General features: G+C 69.7%; 23 protein-coding genes and 2 tRNA genes. 16 read left to right on the plus strand and 9 right to left on the minus strand.

The features are described from left to right. Positions 1–10: 10 nt before the first annotated feature. From gnd to AB0C84_RS24325, 9 genes are all read left to right on the plus strand, one after another. Complete coding sequence (gene gnd, locus AB0C84_RS24285) at positions 11–1,027, plus strand: phosphogluconate dehydrogenase (NAD(+)-dependent, decarboxylating) (protein WP_258940318.1); 1,017 nt, start codon at positions 11–13, stop codon at positions 1,025–1,027. 226 nt (positions 1,028–1,253) lie between these two features. Continuing rightward, positions 1,254–2,396 carry a DNA replication/repair protein RecF gene (gene recF, locus AB0C84_RS24290; RefSeq protein ID WP_361070298.1) on the plus strand — a complete coding sequence of 381 codons (1,143 nt, stop codon included), beginning with the start codon at positions 1,254–1,256 and terminating at the stop codon, positions 2,394–2,396. After that, positions 2,393–2,911 (plus strand): DciA family protein, encoded by a 519-nt coding sequence (locus tag AB0C84_RS24295; protein ID WP_179845224.1) that lies wholly within the window; start codon positions 2,393–2,395, stop codon positions 2,909–2,911. Before recF ends, AB0C84_RS24295 begins: the two co-directional genes overlap by 4 nt. 357 nt (positions 2,912–3,268) lie before the next feature. After that, complete coding sequence (gyrB, locus tag AB0C84_RS24300; protein WP_179845223.1) at positions 3,269–5,206, plus strand: DNA topoisomerase (ATP-hydrolyzing) subunit B; 1,938 nt, start codon at positions 3,269–3,271, stop codon at positions 5,204–5,206. Between the two features lie 82 nt (positions 5,207–5,288). Continuing rightward, complete coding sequence (gene gyrA, locus AB0C84_RS24305) at positions 5,289–7,793, plus strand: DNA gyrase subunit A (protein WP_361070303.1); 2,505 nt, start codon at positions 5,289–5,291, stop codon at positions 7,791–7,793. A 42-nt stretch (positions 7,794–7,835) separates the two neighbouring features. Then, positions 7,836–8,831, plus strand: a complete 996-nt coding sequence (locus AB0C84_RS24310) for a DUF3566 domain-containing protein (RefSeq protein WP_361070306.1) — start codon at positions 7,836–7,838, stop codon at positions 8,829–8,831. A gap of 90 nt (positions 8,832–8,921) precedes the next feature. Next, positions 8,922–8,995 (plus strand) — tRNA-Ile (locus tag AB0C84_RS24315). 251 nt (positions 8,996–9,246) lie between these two features. Further along, on the plus strand, positions 9,247–9,510 hold the full coding sequence (locus tag AB0C84_RS24320) for a hypothetical protein (RefSeq protein ID WP_361070309.1): 264 nt from the start codon (positions 9,247–9,249) through the stop codon (positions 9,508–9,510). A 79-nt stretch (positions 9,511–9,589) separates the two neighbouring features. Then, complete coding sequence (locus tag AB0C84_RS24325) at positions 9,590–10,825, plus strand: epoxide hydrolase family protein (protein ID WP_361070312.1); 1,236 nt, start codon at positions 9,590–9,592, stop codon at positions 10,823–10,825. A gap of 75 nt (positions 10,826–10,900) precedes the next feature. Here the strand turns inward: AB0C84_RS24325 and AB0C84_RS24330 are convergent, their stop codons facing one another. The 4 genes from AB0C84_RS24330 to AB0C84_RS24345 form a co-directional block, all read right to left on the minus strand. Continuing rightward, positions 10,901–12,280, minus strand: coding sequence for a Fic family protein (locus AB0C84_RS24330; protein WP_361070315.1), 1,380 nt, complete (start codon positions 12,278–12,280; stop codon positions 10,901–10,903). Positions 12,281–12,358: 78 nt separating this feature from the next. Beyond that, the gene (locus AB0C84_RS24335) at positions 12,359–12,709 is read right to left on the minus strand and encodes a hypothetical protein (protein WP_361070318.1); all 351 of its coding nucleotides are present in this window, start codon (positions 12,707–12,709) and stop codon (positions 12,359–12,361) included. A gap of 170 nt (positions 12,710–12,879) precedes the next feature. Beyond that, positions 12,880–13,383 (minus strand): DUF1269 domain-containing protein, encoded by a 504-nt coding sequence (locus tag AB0C84_RS24340; protein ID WP_361070321.1) that lies wholly within the window; start codon positions 13,381–13,383, stop codon positions 12,880–12,882. A 494-nt stretch (positions 13,384–13,877) separates the two neighbouring features. Beyond that, positions 13,878–14,738 carry a dioxygenase gene (locus tag AB0C84_RS24345; protein WP_361070324.1) on the minus strand — a complete coding sequence of 287 codons (861 nt, stop codon included), beginning with the start codon at positions 14,736–14,738 and terminating at the stop codon, positions 13,878–13,880. Positions 14,739–15,009: 271 nt separating this feature from the next. Between AB0C84_RS24345 and AB0C84_RS24350 the strand changes: the two genes are divergently transcribed. The 4 genes from AB0C84_RS24350 to AB0C84_RS24365 all read left to right on the plus strand — a co-directional run bounded on the left by AB0C84_RS24350 (position 15,010) and on the right by AB0C84_RS24365 (position 18,891). Beyond that, positions 15,010–15,747 carry a VOC family protein gene (locus AB0C84_RS24350; protein WP_361070327.1) on the plus strand — a complete coding sequence of 246 codons (738 nt, stop codon included), beginning with the start codon at positions 15,010–15,012 and terminating at the stop codon, positions 15,745–15,747. Between the two features lie 929 nt (positions 15,748–16,676). Continuing rightward, on the plus strand, positions 16,677–16,910 hold the full coding sequence (locus AB0C84_RS24355; RefSeq protein ID WP_361070330.1) for a hypothetical protein: 234 nt from the start codon (positions 16,677–16,679) through the stop codon (positions 16,908–16,910). Next, complete coding sequence (locus AB0C84_RS24360; protein WP_361070333.1) at positions 16,867–17,808, plus strand: AraC family transcriptional regulator; 942 nt, start codon at positions 16,867–16,869, stop codon at positions 17,806–17,808. Before AB0C84_RS24355 ends, AB0C84_RS24360 begins: the two co-directional genes overlap by 44 nt. Before the next feature lie 117 nt (positions 17,809–17,925). Next, complete coding sequence (locus AB0C84_RS24365) at positions 17,926–18,891, plus strand: DMT family transporter (protein ID WP_361070336.1); 966 nt, start codon at positions 17,926–17,928, stop codon at positions 18,889–18,891. A 345-nt stretch (positions 18,892–19,236) separates the two neighbouring features. On the opposite strand, the gene AB0C84_RS24370 is transcribed toward AB0C84_RS24365, so the two are convergent. The 3 genes from AB0C84_RS24370 to AB0C84_RS24380 all read right to left on the minus strand — a co-directional run bounded on the left by AB0C84_RS24370 (position 19,237) and on the right by AB0C84_RS24380 (position 22,172). Then, positions 19,237–21,030: a M64 family metallopeptidase gene (locus AB0C84_RS24370; protein WP_361070339.1), complete on the minus strand. Its 1,794-nt coding sequence runs from the start codon at positions 21,028–21,030 to the stop codon at positions 19,237–19,239. A gap of 123 nt (positions 21,031–21,153) precedes the next feature. Then, positions 21,154–21,945 (minus strand): SDR family NAD(P)-dependent oxidoreductase, encoded by a 792-nt coding sequence (locus AB0C84_RS24375; RefSeq protein WP_361070342.1) that lies wholly within the window; start codon positions 21,943–21,945, stop codon positions 21,154–21,156. Between the two features lie 17 nt (positions 21,946–21,962). Then, positions 21,963–22,172: a hypothetical protein gene (locus tag AB0C84_RS24380; protein WP_361070345.1), complete on the minus strand. Its 210-nt coding sequence runs from the start codon at positions 22,170–22,172 to the stop codon at positions 21,963–21,965. 219 nt (positions 22,173–22,391) lie between these two features. Between AB0C84_RS24380 and AB0C84_RS24385 the strand changes: the two genes are divergently transcribed. Continuing rightward, positions 22,392–22,511: a DLW-39 family protein gene (locus tag AB0C84_RS24385; protein ID WP_021592723.1), complete on the plus strand. Its 120-nt coding sequence runs from the start codon at positions 22,392–22,394 to the stop codon at positions 22,509–22,511. Positions 22,512–22,533: 22 nt separating this feature from the next. Further along, entirely contained in the window at positions 22,534–23,238 is a 705-nt protein-coding gene (locus tag AB0C84_RS24390) for an HAD family hydrolase (RefSeq protein WP_361070348.1), read from the plus strand. Between the two features lie 194 nt (positions 23,239–23,432). Here the strand turns inward: AB0C84_RS24390 and AB0C84_RS24395 are convergent, their stop codons facing one another. Then, positions 23,433–24,383: an LLM class flavin-dependent oxidoreductase gene (locus tag AB0C84_RS24395; protein ID WP_361070351.1), complete on the minus strand. Its 951-nt coding sequence runs from the start codon at positions 24,381–24,383 to the stop codon at positions 23,433–23,435. A 528-nt stretch (positions 24,384–24,911) separates the two neighbouring features. Between AB0C84_RS24395 and AB0C84_RS24400 the strand changes: the two genes are divergently transcribed. Next, positions 24,912–24,984, plus strand: a tRNA-Ala gene (locus AB0C84_RS24400). Between the two features lie 330 nt (positions 24,985–25,314). On the opposite strand, the gene AB0C84_RS24405 is transcribed toward AB0C84_RS24400, so the two are convergent. After that, positions 25,315–25,740 carry a DUF4259 domain-containing protein gene (locus tag AB0C84_RS24405; protein WP_361070354.1) on the minus strand — a complete coding sequence of 142 codons (426 nt, stop codon included), beginning with the start codon at positions 25,738–25,740 and terminating at the stop codon, positions 25,315–25,317. Between the last annotated feature and the right edge of the window lie 697 nt (positions 25,741–26,437).

The raw sequence follows: 26,437 nt of genomic DNA on the forward strand, positions 1-26,437 counted from the left end.
CCTCTGGGGCATGGCACCGTGGCGTTGTCCACGGGGAGCCGCGCCCCGCGGTCGAGGCAGAGCAGGCGGACACAGGCAGGCACGCACAGGGGAGAGTGAGCGTTTCATGGAGCTTGGCATCATCGGCCTGGGCAAGATGGGCGGCAACATGGCCGAGCGGCTGCGCCGCGGCGGCCACACCGTCATCGGCTACGACCGCGACCCGCAGGTCAGCGACGTCGGCTCGGTCGAGGAGCTGGTGGAGCGGTTGTCCCCGCCGCGTGCCGTGTGGGTGATGGTCCCCGCGGGCGGGCCGACGGCGGAGACCATCCACAAGCTGGGGGAAATCCTGGAGCAGGGCGACCTCGTCGTGGACGGCGGTAATTCACACTATGTGGACGACCGGAAGCACGGCGAGGAGCTGGCGGCCAAGGGGATCGGGTTCCTCGACTGCGGTGTCAGCGGCGGCGTGTGGGGCCTGGAGAACGGCTACGCGCTCATGGTCGGCGGCGACGAGGACGACGTGAAGCGGCTGATGCCGATCTTCGAGACGCTCAAGCCGGAGGGGGAGTACGGGTTCGTCCACTCCGGCAAGGTCGGCGCCGGCCACTTCGTGAAGATGGTCCACAACGGCATCGAGTACGCGATGATGCAGGCGTTCGGCGAGGGCTACGAGCTGATCGAGGCCAGCGACATCGTCACCAACGTGCCGGAGACGTTCCTGAGCTGGCAGGAGGGCACCGTCATCCGCTCCTGGCTGCTCGACCTGCTGAACCGCGCGCTCGCCGGCGACCCCGAGCTGGACGACCTGCGCGGCTACGCCAACGACTCCGGCGAGGGCCGCTGGACGGTCCAGGCCGCCGTCGACCACGCCGTCCCGCTGCCCGCCATCACGGCGTCCCTGTTCGCCCGCTTCGCCTCCCGCCAGGACGACTCCCCCACGATGCGCGTCGTCGCCGCCCTCCGCAACCAGTTCGGCGGCCACGCCGTCGAGTCCTCCAAGGGCGCGGACTCCCCCGGCGCCGACGTCAACCCTCCCTCGGTCTGACCCCTTAGTTATCCACAGTTGTGGGTTCCGACCCCGCCTCCCCGCGATGTGTTTCAGGCTGGGAGTGGGGTCGGCCCCCCTGGGAGGGCGGGGACGTGTCCTGCGCGGACGTGTCCTGCGCGGACGTGACCCGCGGACCTGCCCCGGGGGCATTCGGCGGCGTGTCGGCCTGCGGGTGTGGGTGAAGTGTGTGGTGGGGGCGGGGGAGGCTCTACGCTCGTGTGTTGTGCACGTCGCCCACCTTTCGTTGCAGGACTTCCGCTCGTATCCGGCCGCCGAGGTCGCGCTGGAGCCGGGGGTCACCGCGTTCGTGGGGCCGAACGGGCAGGGCAAGACGAACCTGGTCGAGGCGATCGGGTACGTCGCGTCGCACGGCAGTCACAGGGCCGCGACGGATGCGCCGCTCGTCCGGCACGGGGCGCCGCGGGCGATCGTCCGTGCCGGGGTGGTGAAGGACGACCGCAAGGCGCTGATCGAGCTTGAGATCAACCCGGGCAAGGCGAACCGGGCGCGGCTCAACCGGTCCCCCATCCCCCGGCCGCGCGAGATCCTGGGGATGCTGCGGACGGTGCTGTTCGCCCCGGAGGACCTCGCGCTCGTGAAGGGCGACCCGGGGGAGCGGCGCCGGTTCATGGACGAGTTGCTGACCGCGCGGGCGCCGAGGTTCGCCGGTGTGCGGTCCGACTACGACCGCGTCCTCAAGCAGCGCAACGCCCTGTTGAAATCGGCGGCCGCGCACAGGCGCTCCCCCGGCCCGGAGGTGCTCGCCACCCTGGACGTGTGGGACTCGCATCTGGCGCGCATGGGCTCGGAGCTCCTGGCGGCGCGGCTCGATCTCGTCGAGGCGCTGCGTCCGCTCGTGGTCCAGGCCTACGCGGCGCTCGCTCCGCACAGCGGCGCGGCCGACCTCATCTACAAGAGCTCCCTCGGGGACGCGGAGTTGTCCACAGACCGTGGACAACTGGCCGAGCAGATCCTGAAGGCGGTCGCCGAGTCGCGCAAGCAGGAACTGGAGCGCGGCGTGAGCCTCGTCGGCCCGCACAGGGACGAGCTGGTGCTGCGCCTCGGGGAGCTTCCGGCGCGCGGCTACGCCAGCCACGGCGAGTCGTGGTCGTTCGCGCTCGGGCTGCGGCTGGCCGCGTTCGACCTGCTCCGCGCGGACGGCGACGACCCCGTCCTCATCCTGGACGACGTGTTCGCCGAGCTCGACACCGGGCGTCGCAGCAGGCTCGCTGAGATGGTCGCGCCGGCCGAGCAGGTCCTGATCACGGCGGCGGTTCCCGCCGACGTCCCCGCAGAACTGACGGGGGGCTCGTATACCGTCTCGGACGGCCTGGTCGTTCGTGAGTCCGAGGGGGCGAGCGAGTGAGTGATCCACAGGATGTGCACAAGTCCGCCGAAGACGGGGTTCCGCCCGCCAAGTCGGGGATCGAGCTGGCCCGCGAGGCGCTCGCCCAGGCGAAGGCGGACGCACTCAAGCGCGGCACGATGCCCGGTCAGGGCGGCAAGCGCAAGGGCGCCGGGCGGGGCGGGCGCGTGCGCGACCCCGGGCGGGGCGGCGACCCCAAGCTCTTCAGCGCGGCGATCCGCGAGCTGATGGCGTCGCGCGGGTGGGAGCAGCGCGCCGCCGTCGGGGGCGTGTTCGGCAACTGGGCCGGCATCGTCGGCCCGGAGCTGGCCGAGCACACCCGGCCCGACCACTTCGAGGACGGCGAACTCACGGTCGCGGCCGATTCCACGACGTGGGCCACGCAGCTCCGCCTGCTGTCGTCCACGCTCGTGCGGCGGCTGAACGAGGAGCTCGGCCACGGCACCGTCCGCCGGGTGAAGGTCGTGGGGCCCTCGTCAGGGCCGCGCCGGACGGGCGCGTGGCGCGCCCGCTGAGCCGATGCCCCGGGGCCGCGGCGAGTGTCAGTGGCGGGTGGGAACATCTGTTCGGTGACGGGACGTCCAGTTCAGCGGCGAGCGCCACGTAGGCCAAATAACCCCCCTGGCCCAATGGGGGGATGTGTCTCCGGGCCCTCTCGGCCGCCACACGCGCACACAGCGCTCGCGAGTGCCACTTTTCGCCTCGTCACCCGGTAGAATGACTGTGGGTTCAGGATGCTGCGCCGCCAACGGGTGCCCGGGGCTCTGACCGGCACGACCAGAGCACCACCGGGCGCCCCCATGTGTGTTACGGGGCACACCGCGCCTCCCTCGGGCGCGGAGCGGCAGACATCCCCGGCAGGAGGATCTCCTTTGGCGTACGACGCTAGTTCGATCACTGTCCTTGAAGGGCTTGAGGCGGTTCGCAAGCGCCCGGGCATGTACATCGGCTCGACCGGTGAGCGCGGCCTGCACCACCTCGTCTACGAGATCGTGGACAACGCGGTCGACGAGGCCTTGGCCGGCTACGCCGACGAGATCGTGGTGACGCTCATGGCCGACGGCGGCGTCGGCGTCCTCGACAACGGCCGCGGTATCCCCGTCGGGATGCACCCTGTGGAAAAGCGCCCGGCCATCGAGCTGGTGCTCACCACACTGCACGCGGGCGGCAAGTTCGACGGCAAGTCCTACGCCGTGTCGGGCGGTCTGCACGGTGTGGGCTCGGCCGTGGTGAACGCGCTGTCCACCCGGCTGGAGGCCGAGGTCCGCGCCGACGGCCACGTGTGGCGCCAGTCCTACACGTGGCAGGGGCCCGAGATCGAGCTCCAGAAGGGCGAGGCGACCGACGAGACCGGGACGCTCATCAAGTTCTGGCCCGACCCTGAGATCTTCGAGACCCTCGAGTGGAACTTCGAGACCCTCTCCCGCCGCATGCAGGAGATGGCGTTCCTCAACCGCGGCCTGTCCATCACGCTGCGGGACGAGCGTCCCGACCACGCCGACGGTGAGCCGCACGTCGTCCGGTACCACTACGAAGGCGGTATCGAGGACTTCGTCCGCTACATCAACGCGCGCAAGGACTCCGCGCACGAGTCGGTCATCTACTTCAGCGACGACACCACCGGCATGTCGATCGAGATCGCCATGCAGTGGAACTCGTCCTACTCCGAGTCGGTCCACACCTTCGCCAACACCATCAACACGGCGGAGGGCGGCACCCACGAGGAGGGCTTCCGGGCGGCGCTCACCACGATCGTCAACCGGTACGCCCGCGACAAGGGCCTGCTGCGCGACAAGGACGACAACCTGACCGGCGAGGACGTCCGCGAGGGCCTCACCGCGATCATCTCGATCAAGCTGGCCGACCCCCAGTTCGAGGGGCAGACCAAGACCAAGCTCGGCAACACCGAGGCCAAGTCGTTCGTGCAGCGGGCCTGCAACGTCTACCTGCGCGACTGGTTCGAGGAGAACCCGGGCGAGGCCAAGGAGATCATCAGCAAGGCCTCGCAGGCGGCGCGGGCGCGTGTCGCGGCGCGGCAGGCGCGCGACCTGACCCGGCGCAAGAGCCTGCTGGAGTCGACGTCCCTGCCCGGCAAGCTGTCGGACTGCCAGTCCACCGACCCGGCCAGGTCCGAGCTCTACATCGTGGAGGGCGACTCGGCGGGCGGCTCGGCCAAGGGCGGCCGCGACCCGCACTTCCAGGCGATCCTCCCGATCCGCGGCAAGATCCTGAACGTGGAGAAGGCCAGGATCGACAAGATCCTGAAGAACAACGAGGTGCAGGCGATCATCACCGCCCTCGGCACCGGGGTGCACGACGAGTTCGACATCTCCAAGCTGCGCTACCACAAGATCATCCTGATGTCGGACGCCGACGTGGACGGCCACCACATCAACACCCTGCTGATGACGCTGCTGTTCCGGTTCATGAAGCCGCTGATCGAGGCCGGCCACGTGTACCTGTCGCAGCCCCCGCTCTACAAGATCAAGTGGGACGCGCGGGGCACCGAGGCCGACTACGCCTTCTCCGACTCCGAGCGGGACGCGATCATCGAGGCCGGGATCGCCGCGGGCAAGCGCGACCCCCGTCCCCGCGACCTCGTGCAGCGGTTCAAGGGCCTCGGCGAGATGAACGCCAACGAGCTGTGGGACACCACCATGGACCCCGACAACCGGGTCCTGCTGCAGGTCCAGCTGGACGACGCCGCCCAGGCGGACGAGCTGTTCAGCGTGCTCATGGGCGAGGAGGTCGAGCCCCGCCGGGAGTTCATCCAGCGCAACGCCAAGGACGTGCGCTTCCTCGACATCTGAGGTACGCGCCAGGGCCGGCTCCCCGGCCTGACTCCCAGAGGCGGACGTACTTCCTTCCCACCGAGCAGAAGAGGTCTTGAGAGTGACGGACGTGACCACAGAGGGCGGCCACCCGGGCGAACGGATCGAACCGGTCGACATCCAGGTCGAGATGCAGAAGAGCTATCTCGACTACGCGATGTCGGTCATCGTCGCGCGCGCGCTGCCCGAGGTGCGCGACGGCCTCAAACCCGTTCACCGCCGCGTCCTGTACGCGATGTACGACGGCGGCTACCGGCCCGACCGCGGCTACTTCAAGTGCGCCCGCGTCGTCGGCGACGTCATGGGGAACTACCACCCCCACGGCGACTCGGCCATCTACGACGCGCTCGTCCGGCTCGCCCAGCCGTGGTCGATGCGGTACCCGCTGGTCGACGGAAACGGCAACTTCGGCTCGCGCGGCAACGACCCCGCCGCGGCCATGCGGTACACCGAGTGCCGCATGGCGCCCCTGGCGATGGAGCTCCTGCGCGACATCGACAAGGAGACCGTCGACTTCTCCCCCAACTACGACGGCCGCTCGCAGGAGCCCGACGTCCTGCCGTCCCGGTACCCGAACCTGCTGGTCAACGGGTCCGCCGGTATCGCGGTCGGGATGGCGACGAACATCCCGCCGCACAACCTGCGCGAGGTCGCCGACGGCGTCCGCTGGTACCTCGACAACTACGGCGCGACCGACGAGGAGCTGCTCGAAGCGCTGATCGAGCGGGTCAAGGGCCCCGACTTCCCGACCGCCGGCCTGATCGTCGGCCGCAAGGGCATCGAGGAGGCCTACCGGACCGGCCGCGGCTCCATCACGATGCGGGCCGTCGTCGAGGTCGAGGAGATCCAGGGCCGCACCTGCCTCGTCGTCACCGAGCTCCCCTACCAGGTCAACCCGGACAACCTCGCCCTCAAGATTGCCGACGGGGTGAAGGAGGGCAAGCTCGACGGCATCGCCGACGTCCGCGACGAGACGTCCGGCCGGACCGGGCAGCGCCTGGTCATCGTCCTCAAGCGGGACGCCGTCGCCAAGGTCGTCCTGAACAACCTGTACAAGCACACGCAGCTGCAGGAGACGTTCGGCGCGAACATGCTCGCGCTCGTGGACGGGGTGCCGCGCACCCTGCGCATCGACCAGTTCGTCCGGCACTGGGTCGCGCACCAGATCGACGTCATCGTCCGCCGCACCCGGTTCCTGCTCCGCAAGGCCGAGGAGCGCGCCCACATCCTGCGCGCCCTGCTCAAGGCCCTCGACCGCATCGACGAGGTCATCGCCCTGATCCGGCGCTCGCCGTCCGCCTCGCAGGCGCAGCAGGGCCTGATGAACCTGCTGGAGATCGACGAGATCCAGGCGCAGGCCATCCTCGACATGCAGCTGCGCAAGCTCGCCGCCCTGGAGCGGCAGCAGATCATCGACGAGTACGACAAGCTCATGGCAGAGATCTCCGACTACAACGAGATCCTCGCCTCGCCCGAGCGGCAGCGCCGGATCGTCGGCGACGAGCTCGCCCCGATCGTCGAGAAGTTCGGCGACGAGCGGCGCACCGAGATCATCCCGTTCGACGGGGACGTGTCGTACGAGGACCTCATCGCCGAAGAGGACGTCGTCGTCACCATCACCCGCGGCGGCTACGCCAAGCGCACCCGCACCGACCACTACCGCGCGCAGCGGCGCGGCGGCAAGGGCGTCCGCGGCGCGCAGCTGAAGCAGGACGACATCGTCGACCAGTTCTTCGTCACCACGACGCACCACTGGATCCTGTTCTTCACCAACAAGGGCCGCGTCTACCGCGCCAAGGCCTACGAGCTGCCCGACTCCGGGCGCGACTCGCGCGGCCAGCACGTCGCGAACCTGCTCGCCTTCCAGCCCGACGAGCACATCGCCCAGGTCATGGACCTGCGCGACTACGAGGTCGCCCCCTACCTGGTGCTCGGCACGAAGAAGGGCCGCGTCAAGAAGACCGCGCTGCGCGACTTCGACTCGCCCCGCACCGGCGGCATCATCGCCATCAACCTCGTCGACGACGACGAGGTGATCGCGGCGCGGCTCGTGTCGTCCGACGACGACCTGCTGATGGTCTCCACCGGCGCCCAGGCGATCCGGTTCCGCGCCGACGACGAGTCGCTGCGCCCGATGGGACGCGCCACCTCCGGCGTCATCGGCATGCGGTTCGAGGAGGACCAGGAGGTCCTCAACATGCTCGTCGTGCAGGACACCTCGCAGGACGTCCTGGTGGCCACCCGGGGCGGCTACGCCAAGCGCACCCCGGTGGACCAGTACCCGCTGCAGGGACGTGGGGGTAAGGGCGTTCTCACCGCTAAGATCGTGGAATCTCGCGGGATGTTGGTCGGGGCCCTGATGGTCGGCCTGGACGACGAGGTGTTCGCGATGACGTCGAACGGTGGCGTGATCCGTACCACCGCCGCCGAGATCAAGCAGTCCGGCAGGCAGACCATGGGCGTCCGTCTGATGAATCTCGCCGACGGGGACAGCGTGGTGGCCATCGCGAGGAACGTAGAGTCCATGGAGGACTCTGACGAAGCCGAAGGGGGCGACGGTGAGTGACGTATCCTGCACCCTCACCGAGCCACTAGGCCAGGAGGACACGTGAGCACCGAGCCCGGCCAGGACAACGACGGGGCCGGCGCCGCCGGCAAGGGCGGCGACCGGAAACCCGGCGCCAAGCCCGGCCCCGCCAAGTCCACCGGCAAGCCCAGGGGGAAGCCGGGCAAGACGGTGGCCGCCGCGTCCGCCAAGTCCGGGCGGGACGAGACCACCGTCGACATCGACACCGGCGCGACGGACCCGGCGGGCAAGGCCGACGAGACGCGGTCCGATCTCACCCAGATCGACGACGCCCCGGCCAAGGCGGCCGGCACACCCGAGATCGCCCCGGTCAAGGACACGGCCGAACCGCCCAAGCCGGCCGCCAAGCCGGCGCCTCCGGTCGGCGGCGCCGCAGGCGCCCCGGCCGGTCCCGCCTCAAGCCCTGGGGGCGGCTCCGGCTCGGCGGGCTGGGCCAAACCCGCCGAGCCGTCCGGTTCGGTCTCGGCAGGACGTACGGACAGTCCCGGCAAGGGGTTCAATTCGGCTAGCGGGCCCTCCGGCAACTCGTCCGGCTCGTCCGGGTCGGGTGGGCGCGGCTTCGCCGGCACCGTCCTCAAGGACCGTCCGTCCACCGCGATGGCCCCGGCCGGCGCCGCGTCCAAGCCCGCGCCCGGCAAGCCCGCGCGCAAGGCCCAGCTCCAGCTCGCCAGGCTCGAACCCTGGTCGGTGATGAAGTTCAGCTTCGTCATGTCGCTGGTCTGCTTCGTCGTCCTGCTGGTCGCCGTCATCGTCCTGTACGTGATCCTGTCCGGGCTCGGCGTCTTCGACGCGATCAGCGACACCGTCAACAGCCTCACCAAGGAGCAGGGCGAGACCACCGGCGGCGTCGACGCCGGAAGCTGGTTCTCCTTCGTCCGCGTCTTCGGTTACACCGTCCTCGTCGGCGCCCTGAACGTCCTGCTCATCACCGCCCTCTCGACGGTCGGCTCCGTCATCTACAACCTCGCCGCCGACCTCGTGGGCGGCGTCGAGGTCACCCTCAAGGAAGCCGAGTAGCCCTGCCCGCCGCCCCCGGTTATCGATTTCCGGTTGCCCGCCTAGATGGGGTAACCTCTCGTTGCGCCGCCAGGGGCGGCGGCACACTCCGGGCCTATAGCTCAGTCGGTTAGAGCGCATCCCTGATAAGGATGAGGCCGGTGGTTCAAGTCCACCTAGGCCCACTTCGGAGTTGGGAGTGGTGTGGTCGAAGCCCTTCGGGTTTCTTCCCCGCCACTCCTTCGTCGTTCTGCCCGGGGGGCGACCCCCGGACCCCCGATGTGGGGGCTTCGCCCCCACGCCCCCCTGTCGGTTGCGGTTGCTGGGCAGGTGGCTGCTTCGCCAGGCTCAACGGTTGCTGGTGAGCTTGGCGCATCCTCGGTCGGGCGCGGCTGGGGCATATGTCGGTGGTGCCGGCTGGACCTAGAATCCTCGCATGAATCTCCCCGATGCGATGCGCATGATTCTGGCGGAGTCTGCGGCCTGTCCGGAGTTGATGAGGGTCGCGCGCGACGCGTACGACGATCTGGCCGCTGGTCGCCGGGTTCATCACGCCACCCTCAGCTGGGTGGTCAGGGAGGCCAGCCGCAAGGACCTCTACGGTGTTCTCATCCGGAAGCACGGCGCCGCCGTCTTCGATGACGTGATCACTGTTCTGTGCCGTGAGATCGACCGGCAGGCGCCGGTCCCCAGCCGCTGACGGCCGCGCCAGGGGACGGCGGCCCCGGCCCGTTGCCGAGGGCCGACGGCACTTCTCTCACCCAGTAAGGAACCACGTGATGACCAGCCCGCACGCCTTCCCTCTGGAGCCCACGCCGATCCATGTGTCCGACGAGGTCCTCGATGACCTGCGCACCCGTCTCACGCTGACCCGGCCGCCGCTGGACGAGGGGAACGAGGACTGGTCCTACGGCGTCCCGGACGGCTACCTCCGCGGGCTGGTCGCCTACTGGCGGGACGGCTACGACTGGCGCAAGGCCGAGGCCGCCATCAACGCCTACGAGCACTACCAGGTGAGCGTCGCCGGTGTCCCGGTGCACTTCATGCGCAAGCCCGGCCGCGGGCCCCGCCCGATCCCGCTGATCCTCACCCACGGCTGGCCGTGGACGTTCTGGCACTGGTCGAAGGTGATCGACCCGCTCGCCGACCCGGCCGCGTTCGGCGGTGACCCCGCCGACGCGTTCGACGTCATCGTGCCGTCCCTGCCCGGCTTCGGTTTCCCCGGCCCCCTCACCGGCTTCCCGGACGTCAACTTCTGGAAGGTCTCCGACCTTTGGCACACCCTGATGACCGAGACCCTGGGATACGAGAAGTACGCCGCCGGGGGCTGCGACATCGGCGGGATCGTCACCAGCCAGCTCGGCCACAAGTACGCCGGCGAGCTGTACGGCATCCACATCGGCTCCGGGCTGCCGCTCGACTTCTTCAACGGGCCCCGCGCCTGGAGCTTCACCCGGAACCGGCCCCTTAGCGACGACCAGCCCGACGACGTCCGGGCCCGCATCATCGAGCTGGACCACCGGTCGGCGTCCCACCTGACCGTGCACATGCTCGACGGCGCCACCCTGGCCCACGGGCTGAGCGACTCACCCGCCGGACTGCTCGCCTGGCTGCTGGAGCGCTGGCGCGCCTGGAGCGACAACGGCGGCGACGTCGAGTCCGTCTTCACCAAGGACGACCTGCTCACCCACGCCACGATCTACTGGGTGAACAACTCCATCGCCACGTCGATGCGGTACTACGCCAACGCCAACCGCTACCCCTGGGCCCCTGCCCACGACCGCACCCCGGTCGTGCAGGCCCCGGTCGGGCTCACCTTCGTCACGTACGAGAACCCGCCCGGCATCCACACCGCAGACGAGCGCGTCCAGGCGTTCAAGGCAGGTCCGCAGGCCGGTTGGTTCAACCACGTCAATGTCAACGCCCATGACCATGGCGGCCACTTCATTCCCTGGGAGAACCCCGACGCCTGGGTGAGCGACCTGCGCCGCACCTTCCACGACCGCAGGCCCTGAACGACCCTGACTTCGTGAGGTCGCGGCGTTGCCGCCGGGCGTACTCCCGCTCGACGGCCGGGGCACCTTCCTTGTTCAGTCCGTGGCCCGGCCATGGGACGCGGCCCTCTGCCGGGTCTGCGCGAGGTGGAGATCGATGTACCGGATGAGGGTCAGCGGGTCTTGAGGGCTGTCGGCTTGGAAGCTGACGCGCCGGAGCAGCCTCACGTCGTCGAGTGCGACGCCTTCGCGGGCGAGGACGAAGATGAGGGTGAGGAAACCGGCACGGGCGTTGCCGTCATCGAAGGGGTGGAAGAAGCAGACGTCGAGGTAGGCGCGTGCCGCGCGGGCGATCAGGGGAAGCGGCCGCCGGCCGTCGGACGCGCTCTCTGCGAGGCAGGCTTCGAGGCGGGCGGGAGTGTCAGGGGCGATGCCGTAGCGTTCCCGTCCCCCTTTGGCGAAAGCGACCGAGTTCCGGAACAGGGGTGGCTGCGGCACTCCGAGGACGCGCTGCTGCCAGTCGCACAGCCGTTCGAGAGTGAGGGGTGCGTCCTGCGCCGCGTCCGCCCGGGCCCGTTCCAGAGCGGTCAGGAGCCCTTCGGCACGGGCTGGGTCTATGGCACCGTCGAAGGCGTGGATGCTCTCCGCGGCGCCATCTCGGGACGGCGTCACCGGCTCGTCGGAGCCGCTCTCTGCGGCGTCCTGCCAGGGCACGGAGGCACGTACCGCTAGCCAGCGTTCCAGATGGTCCGGTGCGGCTTCGGCGGGGTTCAGGGCGACGTCAGGACGTACCGACAGGGCGAGTCGCTCCGCGACGTCGTCGACCAGGACCGTGTCGGGGCTGGTCCAGCTGTCGAAGCGGCCACCGATCGCCTGGTCGACCATCTCCTTCGCGACGCCGGCCGCCACATGCCAGCGGCTGAGGAACCAGGTGAGGACCTGGTGGCAGTGCCCGTACCAGCCGCTTCCGCAGCCGGTCTGATCAACGACCTGATCGATCAGGTTGCGGGTCGCCCGCTCCCACAGGACCCGCTGGTCCGCGGCCGTGGCCGGCTCCAGCGGGTAGGTCTCGAACCAGCCGGCAAGGCGCTCCAGCCACCCGCGCCACTCGCACAGTGCCGCGACCACACGGGTCAGGGTCTCCTCGGGTGTGGTGACCGAGTCCCGCGGACAGCACCAGCTGCCTACGGGCCCGCCGTCGAAGTCACCTTCGGCGTGGGCCCAGCGCCAGCCGACGGCCCAGCGGCCGTAGCGCTCGGCCAGGGCGTGCGACATCGCGGTAGCCCACATCTCGGCCTCTCCGTCTGCCCACTCGCTCATCGCGGGGTCGGTGAGGGGCACGTCGGGACGGCGGGGGACACGTTGGGCCGGACCGAGAGACCTCACCACCCGCGCCGCGGACGGGCGGTCGAACGGATGGCGGGAAGGGTCCACCTCGTCCCAGTTCAGAAAGCCGGGAGCCAGCTCGACAATCATTGCGTGAGCCTGCCACACCCGCAATTTCCCGATCAACGTCACGAGCCCGCCTGGAGATGGGCGTCGTGGTGACGTGGGCTAGAGAGCGTCGCGAGTCTGCGGTGCTAGGTCGTCCACTACCCGGGCTACTGCTTCTACCAGCGCTTTGCCCGTTGGAGTGCCGGTCACTGTCCACACTTCCCGGTCCTCCTCCTCGACACTGGTGACGCCGCTGACGCCGTTAAGCGCGTCTGCGATCCGGCGGCGCAGTTCGGATTCGAGAGGGTCGGTACGGATGAACTCCATGACCAAAGCGCTGACGTTCCACAGCGGGCCGGCTCGAAGTCTGGAGGCCGAGACCGCGCGCAGGTCCGGCTCATCTGTCTTGCGTATCCACTCTTCGGCTATCCCAGAGTCGAGCGGCTGAACCTGCTGGACGTCATCACTCACGCGACGAGGCTAGTGCGGATCAGTTCGCCCATCAGCCTTTGTCGCCAGGCGGCGGCCTTTACGGGTCTTGCTCGGCCAGAGGCCGGTTTCGAGTGGCTCGAAACCGGCCTCTGTTCGGCGTGGCATGGCCCCGTGCCGGCGAGCGGGCCTGCCGCCGCCGGATCGGATTCTCAGGCGGGCTGGGGCGCGCGAGCGGCCTTGACGGCCTCGCGCAGGTGCTCCTCCTGCTCGGGGGACAGCGAGGTCTGGATGAGCCTGCCGCCCAGCGGTGCCATCTCCGGGACGGCCTTCTCGGGATTGCGCTTGTCGATCAGGACGAACACGGCCGCGGCGCCGGGCGGCAGCTGGTCGCCGAGGTTGCGCATGAAGTCGTCGTCGATGCCCGTGTCGGCCGCGGAGCCCATGGCCGCCCCGGTGGCGCCGCCGATGGCCATGCCGAGCAGCGGCATGAAGAAGATGAGCCCGATCAGCCCGCCCCACGCGGCGCCGCCGAGGGCGCCGCCCGCGACGAGGTTGCGAGCCTGATGGAGCTTGATCTTGCCGTCCTGCTTGCGCTCGACGATGACGACGTCGGCCAGCTCGATGATGTGCTCCTTGTGCAACTGGACCAGCTTCTCGCGCGCCTGCTCGGCGTGAGGCAGGTCGTCGTAGGCGACGGCGATCAGGTCGCTCATGTTTTCCCCCGTTGTGTCCCCTGCTGCCGGGAGCAGGAGGATGCGTGGTCGCTGTGTTGAGGCGGTTCCCGGCGTGCCGACCACCCGCGCGATCTGTCGGGATGCCCTGAAAGTCCCCAATGCGCGGTCCGTCGCAAACCATGGGTGATGCTCTCTTGGCCTGGGATGGGGCAAAACGTGGGTTCCGATTGGCGGAGGCCGGCGGCGCATGGGCGATGGTGCGCGCGACGGGGCTGGAAGGCGCTGGTCAGGCGGGCTTCTCAATGGCCGATACGGGCGGCGGCACGGGCGCCTTGCGGAACGAGGGCTACGCGGCCCGGAGACGGTTATCCAGATAAGAAGGGCAGTTCTCCACAGACTGTGGATAACTTTTGCGGAGTTGGCGATGGAGGTGAGGGCGGTGTTCGACTCGAACCCTGTCACATCGCCGGGCATGAGTCGCGATCATGCGGCTGACCCGTGGCGCGCGGCGATGCCGAGACGCGCGGGGCAGGTCACACGGGGTCTCGGCTCAGGATGAGATCGAACTCGGCGTGGCGGAATGGGGCTTGGACGCCGTTCCGGGCGGCCGCCTCCTCGTCGTCCGACTCGGTGAAATCGACGATGAGGCTCTGTTTGACCGCGAAGACCGCGTCCGAGTCCAGGTAGGGACTTCCAGCCACGAAGACGTGGGTGGTCAGTGGGGTGTGGCCGCCCGCGCGCACGATGAAATGGATGTGCGCCGGCCGGTAGGGATGGCGTCCGGTGGCCTCCAGGAACCGTCCGATCGGGCCGTCCGTCGGGATCGGGTAATGGCTGGGCAGGACGGTCCGGAACCGGAACCGGCCCTCGGAGTCGGTGTGGAAAAGGCCACGCCCGTTCCCGGACGGTTGGATCCCCGGTTGCTGGACGTCGTAGAACCCCTTGTCGTTGCACTGCCAGACGTCCACCTCCGCGTCAGGCAGGGGCGTCCCGTCGCTGCTCAGGACACGACCAGCCACCACGCACGGCGGTGCCTCACCGACGAGGTCGATGCTGTCGCCGAGCGTGCGCGGGGGCGACTCGACCATGTGGAACGGGCCCAGGACGGTGCTCTCTGTCCCTTCCTCGTTCTCGTTCAGCGTCTCCACCAGCATGGAGACGCCCAGGACGTCGGACAGTAGGACGAACTCCTGGCGGGTGTCGGTACAGGTCTGGCCGACCGCAGTGAGGAAGCCGATCGCCTTTTCCCACTCGTGGATCGACGGCCGCACCTCGCCTACGAACGCGTGCAGGTGGCGGGTGAGCGCCTCCAGCAGTTCGCGGAGTCGCGGGTCGGGAGTGTCGCGGAAACTGTCCTGGACGGCCCGCGTCGCAGTGTGCTCGTTGAAGTCCACGAATGCCTCCCTTTCCACAGCCTGTGGAAAACTCTGGCGATGGGATGTCGCCACTCCCGGGAGTGGCGCCCGCCGGACGGTGAGACCGATCTTCGTGGACTCCTCCGGTCCCCGCGCCGTGAAGTGCGCCCATGGGCGGCGGGCGCATGATCGCGATGACGCACATCATTCCCCACCTCGGCGGTTCGCGCCTGGCGACCAGCTCATCGTCACCAGGATCGCATGTAGTCAAACTTGACTAAACTCCCTTGTCTTTTCTACGCTCCCGACCATGGGTGAGAAGGCGATTCCGATCTTTCCGTGCCGGTCGATCCAGTCGACCTGGGACTTCTACCGGGCGCTCGGATTCGAGCAGACCACCTGGCAGACGCGTCCCAACCCGTACCTCGCGGTCCGGCGCGGCGACGTCGAACTGCAGTTCTTCGGGTGGAAGAAGCACGATCCGGCCGCGTCCATGAACATGTGCTACATCACCACGACGGAGGTGGACGACCTGTATGAGGCATTTCGCGGCGGGCTCCGCGAGGCCCTCGGCCGGGTCCCGACCCGGGGGCTTCCTCGGCTGAGCGCGTTGCGGGACATGTCGTACGGCGTCCGGCAGTTCCTGCTCAGCGACCCGGACGGGCTCCAGCTCCGCATCGGCCAGGCCATCTCGGACGACACGCGGCACGCGCCCATCCCGGAGGAGAAGGTGGCCCGGGCATTCCACATGGCCGCGCTCCTGGGCGAGTCGAAGGGGGACCACCTCGCCGCTTCCCGGATCCTCGACCGGCTCCTGCGCTCCGGTGAGGCGCTGTCCCCGTCCGAGCGTCTGAAAGCTCTGGTCCTGCGCGCCGACGCGGCCGCCCACCTGGAGGAATGGCCTCTCGTCCGCGCCCTCGTGGCCGAGGCCCGCGCGATCGGGCCGGCCGACCCGTCCGAGCTGGCCGACGACCTCGGCCGCCTGGCCGACCTCGAAGCCGCCGTCCCCGTCGACGGTCCGGCTTCATCGACCGGAGACGCGCGCTGACCGGACCCGCGCGGGTGAGGGCCCTGGCGTGGGGCCACTCGATGTTGATCGTCCCGCGTGCGACCGCCGGGCCGGCGGCCGGTGTGGGGCCGGGAGGACGTTCACCCTCGTGTCGCCCCTGGTGGGGGGCGACGTTGGGGACGCGGTTGGGGATTGTTGTGGGCAACTCTGTCCACCGGTGCGGTGGGGCTGTGGAGAGAATTCGCCCACAGGGTGTGAACGGGGTGTGGAGAAGGTCGGCGCAGAGGGGGTTCTTCCGCTGGTCAGCGGCTTTTCCACGACGTGGACAACTGAGCACGCGGGTTGGGGGCGGGCTGGGGAAGAATGTGGACGCGGATCCGCGCGGTCGTACCCAGGTTGTGCACGAGAGTTATCCACAGGTTGTGGATTCTGTGGACGGACGCGCGACCTCGGCCAGGATGAGAAGGGCGGCGGCCGATGCGCCGTCCGGACCGTGGAAAGCCCGGCTGTTCTGGGGATCCGCCTGTGGACGCGACCCCGGAACGCCCTGCTGCGACGATGAGGGAGGTGTGTGCGACGGTTACCCACAACCTGTGGACAACTCCCCTTGGAGGCCTCGCCGGACACGGCGGCGCGCCCGATCATGGCGCGGCAGTCGTAACGGCTCCACACTCTCCTGGCCGCTGCTCGGCGGGCTCGGAATCGCCGAGCGTCGGCGACGGCGTCGAGGGGGTTTCTCGCGGGGCCGGCGGGTGGCGACTGCGTGATCGGGATGAGGTCGGGGGTGATTGCCGTTGGTCTGTTCATGACCCGCGTGATTCGGCTCGGCGCCATGGAGGCGAGCGGTGCGCCACGCCCGGCGGCACGGTGGATTTCGCGCCCCGATCGGCCCGGAGGCGGTGCCCGGCCGCGCGGGAAGGCCTCTCCGACCTGCGAACATTTGTTCGAACGCGTGCTACTCTCCCCGCATGGGGCAGTTGCTGAACGAGCCGGTCCGAGCCGAGCACGACCCGGCGGGGCGGCTCACCGCGTACGAGTGGCGGGGGACGCGCTACGCGGTCGACGCGGTGCTGAAGACCTACGGATCGGCCCGGGAGGGCAGGGTCTACCGGTTCCGGGTCACCGGCGCGGATGGCGTGGCCGTCGTGGAGCTCGGCCGTGACGAGGACCGCTGGCGGCTCCGGCACGTCTTCTCGGCCTGACCGGCGTCCGGACGGCGGGGTCCCGCCCGGCGCCCGCGGAGTCGACCGGACGCTGTGGACGCGAGTGGGCGGCATCCAGGGCGCGCCGCTCGATCTGCTGACGGCCCGCATCGGCAGCCGCCACTACGCGCCGCACACCCACGACGAGTACGCCATCGGCGTCACCGTCGACGGCACGGAGACCATGCTCTACCGGGGCGAGAGGATCTACTCGGCGGCCGGCAGCGTCGTCGTGGTCGAGCCGGGCGAGGCGCACACCGGCGGTCCGGCGCGCCCAGAGGGGTTCGCGTACCTGTGCCTCTATCCCGCCGCCGAACTGCTGGGCGCGGCGACGACCGCGGAGCCCGGCCCGGTCCCGGCCGAACCGCACTTCACGAACCCGATCATCGATGACCGGGGGCTCGGCGAGGCGCTGCGCCTCGCCCACCACGCCCTGAGGCTCGGGTCCGACCCGCTCGAGGGCGAGTCGCGGCTGCTCGGCGTGCTGGGCGCGCTCGTCCGGCGGCATGCGGCGTCCGGCCCCAAGGCGGTCCCGGCCCACCGCGGGGCCGAAGCCGGACGCATCGCGAGGACGGTCGCGAACCGCCTGTCCGACGAGCTGGTCGCCCCGCCGACGCTCGCCGAAGTCGCCACCGACCTGGGGTTGTCGCGCTACCAGCTGCTGCGCGCCTTCCGGGACGCGATGGGCATGCCGCCCTACGCGTGGCTCGCCCAGCACCGGGTCGCCCGGGCCCGGGCGCTGCTGGACGCGGGACACCGTCCGGCCGAGGCGGCGACGCTCGTCGGGTTCGCCGACCAGGCGCATCTCACCCGCTGGTTCCGGCGCGTGCTGGGCGTCACCCCGGGCGTTTACCGCAACAGCGTTCAAGACAGCACATCTCGCCGACCCTCATTCTGAACGTCCGTCCCGGGTCGGACCCCGGGTGCCCGCGCCGATCGCCAACGTGCCCGGCCCCGCGAAGGTCTCGGGGGCGGAAGGCGGCCCGGGCGGGGGCGGTCGAGAACGGAGGTCGGGTTGAGTCGCCGCGGCTGGATGCTGTTCGCGCTGATGGGCGTGCTGTGGGGCATCCCCTATCTGCTGATCAAGGTGGCGGTCGAGAGCGTCTCGGTCCCCATGGTGGTGTTCACCCGCACGGCGCTCGGCGCGCTCATCCTGCTGCCGCTGGCGGTCAGGGCCGGGCGGCTGGACGTGGTCCGCCGGCACTGGCGCCCGCTCCTGCTGTTCACCGCCGTGGAGATCCTCGGCCCGTGGGCGCTGCTGTCGGACGCCGAGAACCGGCTGACCAGCTCCATGACGGGGCTGCTCATCGCCGCCGTCCCGATCATCGGCGTGGTGCTCGCCCGGCTCACCGGGGACGCCGAGCGGCTCGGACCGCTCCGGTGGGCGGGGCTGCTGGTCGGCCTGGCGGGCGTCGGCGTGCTCGCCGGGCCGCACCTCGGCGGCGGCAGCACCTGGGCGATCGGCGAGGTCATGCTGGTCGCGGTCGGGTACGCCATCGCCCCGATGATCGCCACCCGGCGCCTCCAGGACCTCCCGAGCCTCCAGATGGCCGCGTTCTCGCTGGCGATCGCCGCGCTCGCCTACACCGGTCCGGCGATCGCCACCTGGCCGAGCGCCATGCCCGGCGGGCGCGTCCTCGCCGCGCTCATCACCCTCGGCCTGGTCTGCACGGCGCTGGCGTTCATCGTGTTCTTCGAGCTCATCCGGGAGGTCGGCACCTCCCGGGGCATGGTGTTCACCTACGTGAACCCGGCCGTGGCGGTCGCGGCCGGCGTCGTCCTGCTCGGCGAGCCCCTCACCGGGACGATCATCGCGTCCTTCGTGCTGATCCTCGGCGGCTCCGTCCTCGCCACCGCGCGCCGCTCCCCGGCTCCCGCCGCCGCGCCCCTGCCTGACGCCGCCGCCCCCACGCCCCTGCTCGACGCCGGCGCCACCACCCACGCTCCGGAACCTGCCGTGAAGCCTGCCCCTGAACGTTGAAAATCCCCGACGCCAGTTCGAGGCCCTCTGGCAGCGTCAGTTGACCGGGACACTGGACGATCCCGCCCCGATCAGTCGCCGATCGTCTCCCCTCGGCGTCGTCCTCAAGGCCGGAACCTGGTACCTCATCACCCGACCCGCACCCAGCTTGCCCCGCCGCTGATCGAGGCCGGGCCGACCTGGCCCCGAGTTGGGGGACCAGGTCGGCAGGCGGCGGTGCGCTTCCAGGCGGCCATGGTCGTGCGGTGCCGACGATGTCGTCGCCGGGCGCGGGGGACGGTGGGTCGCGTGGAAGAGGCCCGATGGCCGGTAGCAGAGTGCGGTGAGATGGTCGGGTGCCAGGGGTCAGCGGAGAGTGGCGATGAACCTGCCAGGCTTGCCGACGTTGCCCGCCGGGTCGATCGCGCGGTACTCGATGGTGTGGCGGCCTTTCCCGAGCTTGCCGTAGGTGAGGCTGTCGATGACCGTGCCGTTCTCAGTGAACAGCCAGGGAGCGGACGAGTCGGTCGGCCAGCCGAAGTAGTTGAACCAGCCGTCGCCGTCCACGCGGAACTCCGAGACGACCACGCCTGGACGGTCGTCCGCGCCGGTGAGCCGCATGGCGAAGGGCCCGTCGAAGACGTACTCGGGCGTCCGTCCAGGACGAACCTGGCTCTGTGCTGCCTTGGACAGCTCGTACGCCACTGTCGGCGCCTGCGCGTCGATCGTCCAGGTGCGGGTCTTGGAGCCGACCCGTGCGACGAGCGTGTGCGTGCCCTTCGCCAAGCGGAACCGTCCGAGATCGATGTCTCGGTCACTACCGCGTACAGGCCGCCCGTCCAGCACCCATTTCACCTTCGGCGCGCTCTGCACCGGGTGGGTCGTCTCCACGTAGACGACGGAATCGCCTCCCACGGGCTTGTCGATTGGAGTGGACGAGCTGAAGTCGGCAGGCACGTTCTCGGGTGAGGTGGTCATGCCGGTGTCGACCGTCCAGGTACGCACCTGCGTGAGCGCGGCGGATGACCGGACGGCAGGGTCCCGGACGAAGCCGGTGGGGTCGGTGACCGTCGCCTCGACCGTGTGCTTGCCCTTCCGTAGGTGCAGCCTGGACAGGTCAAGGTTCGCGCCCCGGCCGACGGCCTTCCCATCGACCGTCCATGCGACGGACAACGAGTGGCCGGTCGGATGCATCGTTTCGACCCACAGCACACGGTCGTCGCCCACCGGGGCATTCGTGGGTGTGTTCGCCTGGACGAGGTTGACCTTGCCTGAGATCCGCTGGGTCATCCGTTCTCGGGCGACCTGGTCGTAGTAGTAGCCGAGCGTTTTCATCATCGAGTGCTGGCTCGGCCTCCACACGCCCTTACTTGAGTAGAGGCCACCCTCGTACCGTCCGATGGTGCCCCCGGCCTCGCTCCGCTCGCCGAGCCATCGCCACCACTTCTGCTTCTGCGCCTTCATCGCGTCTTCGGTCAGAAGCGTGTGGTGGATGGAGCCGGGCTCAGGACCGGTGTACGTCCCGCCCGGGACGCCCCGCTGGTAGTAGTCGTACTCGTCGTCCAGCCCACCCAGCGAGTGGCCGAGTTCGTGCGGCGCTATGAGAGCCGACATCGCGTTCCCACCGGACGCCGTCGCATAGGCGCCGCCTGCGCCGCCGTAGGTGTCGCTGTTAGCGAGCGCGAGGATCTGACGGTTTCCTACAGTCGTGCCTTGGACGAGGTCCGCATATGTCTTGGCGGCCGCAGAGTTCATGACAAGGAGACGCTGAATGCCGTCATCTCTGCAGCCGCTCCAGAAGGCCATACTCAATGGAGTGTTGCGGCGCGGTGAGGACAACGCCGCGTCACAGCTCACGCCGGACTCACCTGACGGAATCTCCACCGCGTACACGTTGATGTAGCTGCGATACGACTTGAACGGCTCGATCGTCCACAGGTCGTTGAGGTGCTTGGCAAGGTGCGCGCGGAACTTCGGCATGTCCGCCGCCGTATAGCCGTCCCCCAGTACCACCAGGTTGAAGCGTTTCGCTGGGTCGCCGGTGACCTGCACCGGCACCACGGTCGCGTCCGCCGGTTCGGCCGCCCGCGCGGGCACCGCCACCAGCGTCAGGGTGGCCGCGGCGGCCGTCCCGATCACGATATTCCTGCCCGTCCACATGCGCAGACCCTCCTCGCGCGGGGGCGCGTGCGGCGGGCGGGGTACGGCCCGGGCGCTGCGCCGGCTCGTCCCGCTGATCAAGCGGGCCCGCCCGGATTATCGCCGGAAGATCCCGATTTGTCGCTACCGCTTGCCGCGCTGCCCGTCCGCGAGGCCCTGCGAGATCCGGTGCCCGCCCGCGCGCCGCTGCACGGCGGCCGACAGGACCGGCGCGACCCCGCCGATCCGCGCGCCGATCCTCAGCCCGAGCGGCGCCACGTCGATCTCCGCGATGTCGCGCTCGACGGCCCGGACGGTCGCGCGCGCCACGTCCCGGGGCGACCGCGTCCCGACCCCCCTGGGCAGGGTCACCCCGGCCTCGGCGAACATGCCCGCGTCCCGGATGAAGCCGGGGAAGACCGTCGAGACGCCGACGCCGTGCGGGCGCAGGTCCTCACGCAGGGCCAGGGCGAATCCCCGCATACCGAACTTCGTCGCGTTGTAGAGGGAAGCGTGCCCGGATGCCGTCTTACCGGACAGTGACGATACGAAGACCAGGTGGCCGCGGCCACGATCGGCCATCTGCGCGGCGGCGAGCTTCGCCATCACGATCGGCGCCCGAAGGTTCACGTCCAGCGCCCGGTCGATCTCCCCGATCGAGTACTCCGAGAGCAGCCCGGACGCCGGCAGCGCCGCGTTCGCGACCAGCACGTCCACCCGGCCCGCCTCGTCCAGGAGGCTCTCGGCCGTCGCCCGATCAGCCAGGTCGGCGACGATGGCGCGGCCGCCGAGCCGCTCTGCCAGCGGTTCCAGGACGTCGGCCCGGCGCCCCGTCAGCACCAGCCGGACGCCGCGACCCGCGAGGGCCCTCGCCAGCGCCTGGCCGATTCCGCCGGTCGCGCCGGTCAGCAGGACGTTCGCTCCGCGCAGATCCATGCCGAGATGATGGCGGATCACATTCCGATGCGCCACAGCAGCAGAATGACCGACGAGAGCACCAGCCCGGCCGTGCCGAGCGGCACGTCGCCCAACGCGATCACGGCCGCGCAGGCCGTGGCGGTCAGCCCCGCGACCAGCACCAGCCCGCGAGCCCCGGACGACCCCTCGTCAGGGGCGTCCGGCTCCAGTTCGCGCTCCCAGCGCCGGAAGTCGTCTTCTGCCATCGGCACTCCCGAAGGTCGTCCACCCGGATTATGCGGCCGTTCCGGCGTTCCGACGAGAGGGTGAAATGCGAGGCTTCTTCGAATGTGCCGTCCGTGAGGGGCCCTTAGGTGCTGATCGCCCGGCCGCGGTTGCTAGGCTGCGGAGAGCCTGGGGGAATCAGACACTGATGAGCCGTTCCCGGGCTCTGACTTGATAGTCGAAGGTGAAGGGGTCCCACCGTGAAGAAGCTGCTCGTCCTCGCCGTCGTCGCACTCGGTGGCTTCGCCGTCTGGCGCAAGCTCCAGCAGGACCGCGCCGAGCTGGACCTGTGGACCGAGGCCACGTCGTCCGACAACTGACACGCCGGCGACAGGCCCCGGCGTGAACGAAGCAGAGCCGATCACCGTCGCCTGCCTCGATCTCGCCGGGACCACCGTCGCGGACGGCGACACCGTCGAGGCCGCCTTCGCCGAGGCGATCGCCACTTTGGGGATCGTCTCCGGCACGGCGTCCTATGACCGTGCCCTCGCCCGCTTCCGCGACGCGCGCGGCGGATCGAAGATCGGCATCTTTCGCTCGCTCTTCGACGAACCCCGCGCCCAGGCCGCGCACCTGGCGTTCGAGCGGTCCTACCACGACCTCATCGACCGGCGCGGCCTGGCACCCGTGCCCGGCGCCGATGACGCTCTGACGAGGCTGCGCGGCGCCGGTGTCCGCGTGTGCCTGCTCACGGGCTTCGGCCGCGGCACGCAGGCCCGCGTCCTCGACACCCTCGGCTGGTGGGACCGCGCCGACCTGACGCTCTGCCCCGAGGACGTCCCGCGCGGCCGGCCGTGGCCCGACCTCGTCCTGACCGCGGCCCTGCGCCTCGGTGTGGACGATGTCCGTCAGATCGCCGTCTGCGGTGACACGGCAGGCGACATGCTGTGCGGCCGCCGCTCCGGCGCGTCCATCGTCGCGGGCGTCCTCACCGGCGCCCACGACCACGACCGCCTCCTCGCCGCCGGCGCCACCCACGTCCTCCCCACCGTCGCCTCCCTGCCCGACCTCCTCCTCCGCACCCCCGTCAACGCCGACCACGGGTAGCCGCCGGTCCTTCGACAAGGCGCACCAGCCCGATGGCAGACGCCGAGGTCCAGCCGCGCAAGTCCGCCTCCTCACCGCTCCCTGACCACGCGTCAGCGGTCAGTCTCCGGGGAACGCGTCCCGTGCGGACGATCAGGCCCTGCACGTGCGAGAACGTCACAACGCAGCCGTCGAGTGCGAGAACCGGGCTCCCCTCAAGCTCGCGAGGGGATTTGCAGTGCAGGGCGGATGACCTTGGCGATGAGCTCCAGCTGGTCGAGTTGGGTGTCGAGGGACGGCGCGGCGATGCGGCAGACGAGGTGCTCCGCGCCTGCCTTCGCGTAACGGCCCAAGGTGGCGGCCACGTGCTCGGCCGGACCTGCGACGATCGCCTGGACGGTCCGCACCGTCTCGTAGGGCAGCCCGTAGGTAGATCGGCAGTACGAGTCGAGCCGCCGTTCCAAGCCTTCCGGTTCCTCGCTGATCAACACCGTGACGAACAGCGCCGGGTCGACCGCGTCCTCTGAATGGCCCGCCGTCGCAGCCGCCGACCGTACTGCCGCGAGGCCCGTCCGGTAGTCGGCGGGGTCGGGCGGGTAGGGCAGCCATCCGTCGTAGAGCCGTCCGGTGCGCTCCAACGCCGACGGGCTCGCCCCGCCCAGCCAGATCGGCGGCCCGCCGGGCCGGTAAGAAGGTGTGGATTCAGGCAAATCGTCGTAGTGCAGCACCGTGCCGTGGAAGGCACGTTGGCCAGACCACAGTGCTCGCCACAGCGCCACGGTGTCGTCCAACCGTCCGAAACGGCGCTCCCACGGCACCTCGGACACCGCATACTCGATCTCCGACCGGCCGGGAAATCCCGCACCCACGGTGACTACCAGGCGTCCCGCGGAGAGGTGGTCGATGGACGCGAGCGCCTGGGCCGCCATCACCGGACGGCGGAAGGCGGGCAGGAGCGCGGCCGTCCCCAGCGTGACGCGTTCGGTCGCCGACGAGAGGGCGGCGAGCATGGCCAGCGGTTCGATCCGCGGGCCGAGCAGCGTGTCGTTGGCCCAAACCGAGTCGTAGCCGAGAAGTTCGGCCTGGACGGCGAAGTCGACCAAACGGCGAGCGTCATCCCACTGAGACCGGTTGGTGGGGAGCAAAATCCCGAGTCGCGTATCCATGAGTGAGGATCGTGGCCTCCACCAGGAATAGCAACAATTCCTTCGAAGGTATGAACCGGGGGTCGACTCCTCCCAGCCCCGCGCCAGACCAGTCGCGGCAGCCGTCTCAGCCAGCCGTTCTGACCAGGGCCGAACCATGATGGCGCGGACCGGTGCGGGCCCTATCCCGCGCTCCTCGTGAGGCGCGACATGACCTGGCCCTGGCCAAGGAAGCCGAACTCAGCGGGCGCACCAAGAAACCCCACCTTGCGCCACCCCGCCACGTGGGCTGCTTCATCCTCCTGCCGCTGCGTGCAGCGGACCCCGCCTGACGACGTTCGCGACGTGACTGAAACTGGAGGCGTAACTCCCGGCCGATGCAACCATGGCACCGCCCCCGCCCGGCTGGCCGCCGTTGTCCCGAGGACCAGTAAGCCGCCGAGGGTCTCGACGGCCGCCCGGCCTGGAAACCACCGCTCCTCCCACGGTGTACGATCGTCACCGGTCACGCCGATCGGCAGTCACCGCAGGTCAAGCAACAGAAGACCAGGGGCCTTAGCTCAGTTGGTAGAGCACCGGCTTTGCAAGCCGGGTGTCAGGGGTTCGAATCCCCTAGGCTCCACACACGAAAAAGCCCAGGTCGGACGCCATGTCCTGACCTGGGCTCTCGTCTCTCACGATCGCTTCTTTCGCTTCCATGCCCGTTGCGTGCCCGATCGCTTCGTCTTCTTGAGTTCAGCCTTGGCCATCGCACTCAAGGGGCGGCGGCGCTCAGGCCGCTGCGCGGCTCCGCGCCAGGCCGCCCGGAGGGTGCGGCGTGGGCGCCGGTCATCGGACGGCCGCGCCCGGCCGCGCATCGCGACGCGTCCGCCGTACCTGCCGGCGAACGGCTGTGACAGGGGCGCGCCGCCGCCCAGACATCACACGCACCGAGGCAGCACGAATGCCCCCGTCATCGCTCCGATAGCGCCTGTCTGTAAGGCTCGAACTCCGCCGCCACCTGGTCGATTCCGTTCGACAAAGCCCACAAGCCGTACCACTCGTTCTCGACGGGGTTGAGCAATTTATCGAACGTCCGTGCGGCCAGTGACCGAAGATCCTCCGAGCACAGGAACACGAGGTCCACCAAGTCTCCTGCGGTCTCCGAATCCACGACCATGCCCCCGGACCGGACAGCGGTCAACGCTGCGGCCACCACCGCGTCATCGCCTTCAATCGAATCCACCGGCCCGGGCGCATCGGCGACCCGTGACATAACCTCGCGCAGGCGACCAACGATGTCGTCCACCCCTGCCAGATCCTCCAGAAAATCTTCGGCGTAGTCGCTATCGAAGGGCCCGTAGCCCCAAGTACCCAAAGCAGCCTCACAGTGGTCCAAGTCTCCGATGACGACTGTATAGAAGACCTCGCCCGAGAGAAGTCCAAAGCTGGCCTGGAAGGGTGCGGGGCTCCCCCGACCCCGATCCGTCGAGGATGGCGACGGCCAGAACCCGTCAAGGGCGCCTACGGCGTCACTACGTGATGGCCTGCGGCCACCCTTGACGGAACTTGTCCGTCGCTAAGTACAGGTCTCGTCGGGGCCGGGGGAAGGAAGGTGGGGGAACAACAGCGGCTACGCCGCACGCCCCGGGCAATCACGAAGCCGGGCGCCACGCGACAGCAGCCCGACACCGCGCGGAACAATCACGGAACGGGCGGCCCCGTTCGTGTGCGGTGAGGCCGTCTGTCCGCTGGTCACGTAGGGGTTAGTGCTCGTCTTGGTCACTCCACCTTGCGGAGCGGCAGATCGTCCGGCGTGCCCGTTGCGTGCCGAGGGGGTAATCAAGGGGAACTCACGGTCAACTATGGGGAGATCGCCGAGGAGGCCCAGGCCAGCGGGTCGCCAGGTCGGGCCAGGGGTTCATGATCGGCTCTGCAAGCCGTGTGTCAGGGGTTCGAATCCCCTAGGTTCCACCAGCCAAAACGCCCCCGCCCAGACCCGGCGCATTCGAGGGGTCGTCGCAACACCGGTTGATCAACTGGCTTTGGTCAGGAGCTTAGCGAGTCGCTGGGCTGGGGTTTCCCAGGCGAGTGTC

It is taken from the genome of Actinomadura sp. NPDC048955 (genome assembly GCF_040649435.1).
In the GTDB taxonomy this organism is placed as follows: Bacteria; Actinomycetota; Actinomycetes; order Streptosporangiales; family Streptosporangiaceae; genus Spirillospora; species Spirillospora luteofluorescens.

What these genes read in the sequence shown, in the direction of transcription:
- gnd (WP_258940318.1), top strand. Translation starts at nt 11, where the DNA reads ATGGCACCGTGGCGTTGTCCACGGGGAGCCGCGCCCCGCGGTCGAGGC.
- AB0C84_RS24320 (WP_361070309.1), top strand. Translation starts at nt 9,247, where the DNA reads ATGAATCTCCCCGATGCGATGCGCATGATTCTGGCGGAGTCTGCGGCC.
- AB0C84_RS24325 (WP_361070312.1), top strand. Translation starts at nt 9,590, where the DNA reads ATGACCAGCCCGCACGCCTTCCCTCTGGAGCCCACGCCGATCCATGTG.
- AB0C84_RS24330 (WP_361070315.1), bottom strand. Translation starts at nt 12,280, where the DNA reads ATGATTGTCGAGCTGGCTCCCGGCTTTCTGAACTGGGACGAGGTGGAC.
- AB0C84_RS24340 (WP_361070321.1), bottom strand. Translation starts at nt 13,383, where the DNA reads ATGAGCGACCTGATCGCCGTCGCCTACGACGACCTGCCTCACGCCGAG.
- AB0C84_RS24350 (WP_361070327.1), top strand. Translation starts at nt 15,010, where the DNA reads ATGGGTGAGAAGGCGATTCCGATCTTTCCGTGCCGGTCGATCCAGTCG.
- AB0C84_RS24355 (WP_361070330.1), top strand. Translation starts at nt 16,677, where the DNA reads ATGGGGCAGTTGCTGAACGAGCCGGTCCGAGCCGAGCACGACCCGGCG.
- AB0C84_RS24370 (WP_361070339.1), bottom strand. Translation starts at nt 21,030, where the DNA reads ATGTGGACGGGCAGGAATATCGTGATCGGGACGGCCGCCGCGGCCACC.
- AB0C84_RS24375 (WP_361070342.1), bottom strand. Translation starts at nt 21,945, where the DNA reads ATGGATCTGCGCGGAGCGAACGTCCTGCTGACCGGCGCGACCGGCGGA.
- AB0C84_RS24380 (WP_361070345.1), bottom strand. Translation starts at nt 22,172, where the DNA reads ATGGCAGAAGACGACTTCCGGCGCTGGGAGCGCGAACTGGAGCCGGAC.
- AB0C84_RS24395 (WP_361070351.1), bottom strand. Translation starts at nt 24,383, where the DNA reads ATGGATACGCGACTCGGGATTTTGCTCCCCACCAACCGGTCTCAGTGG.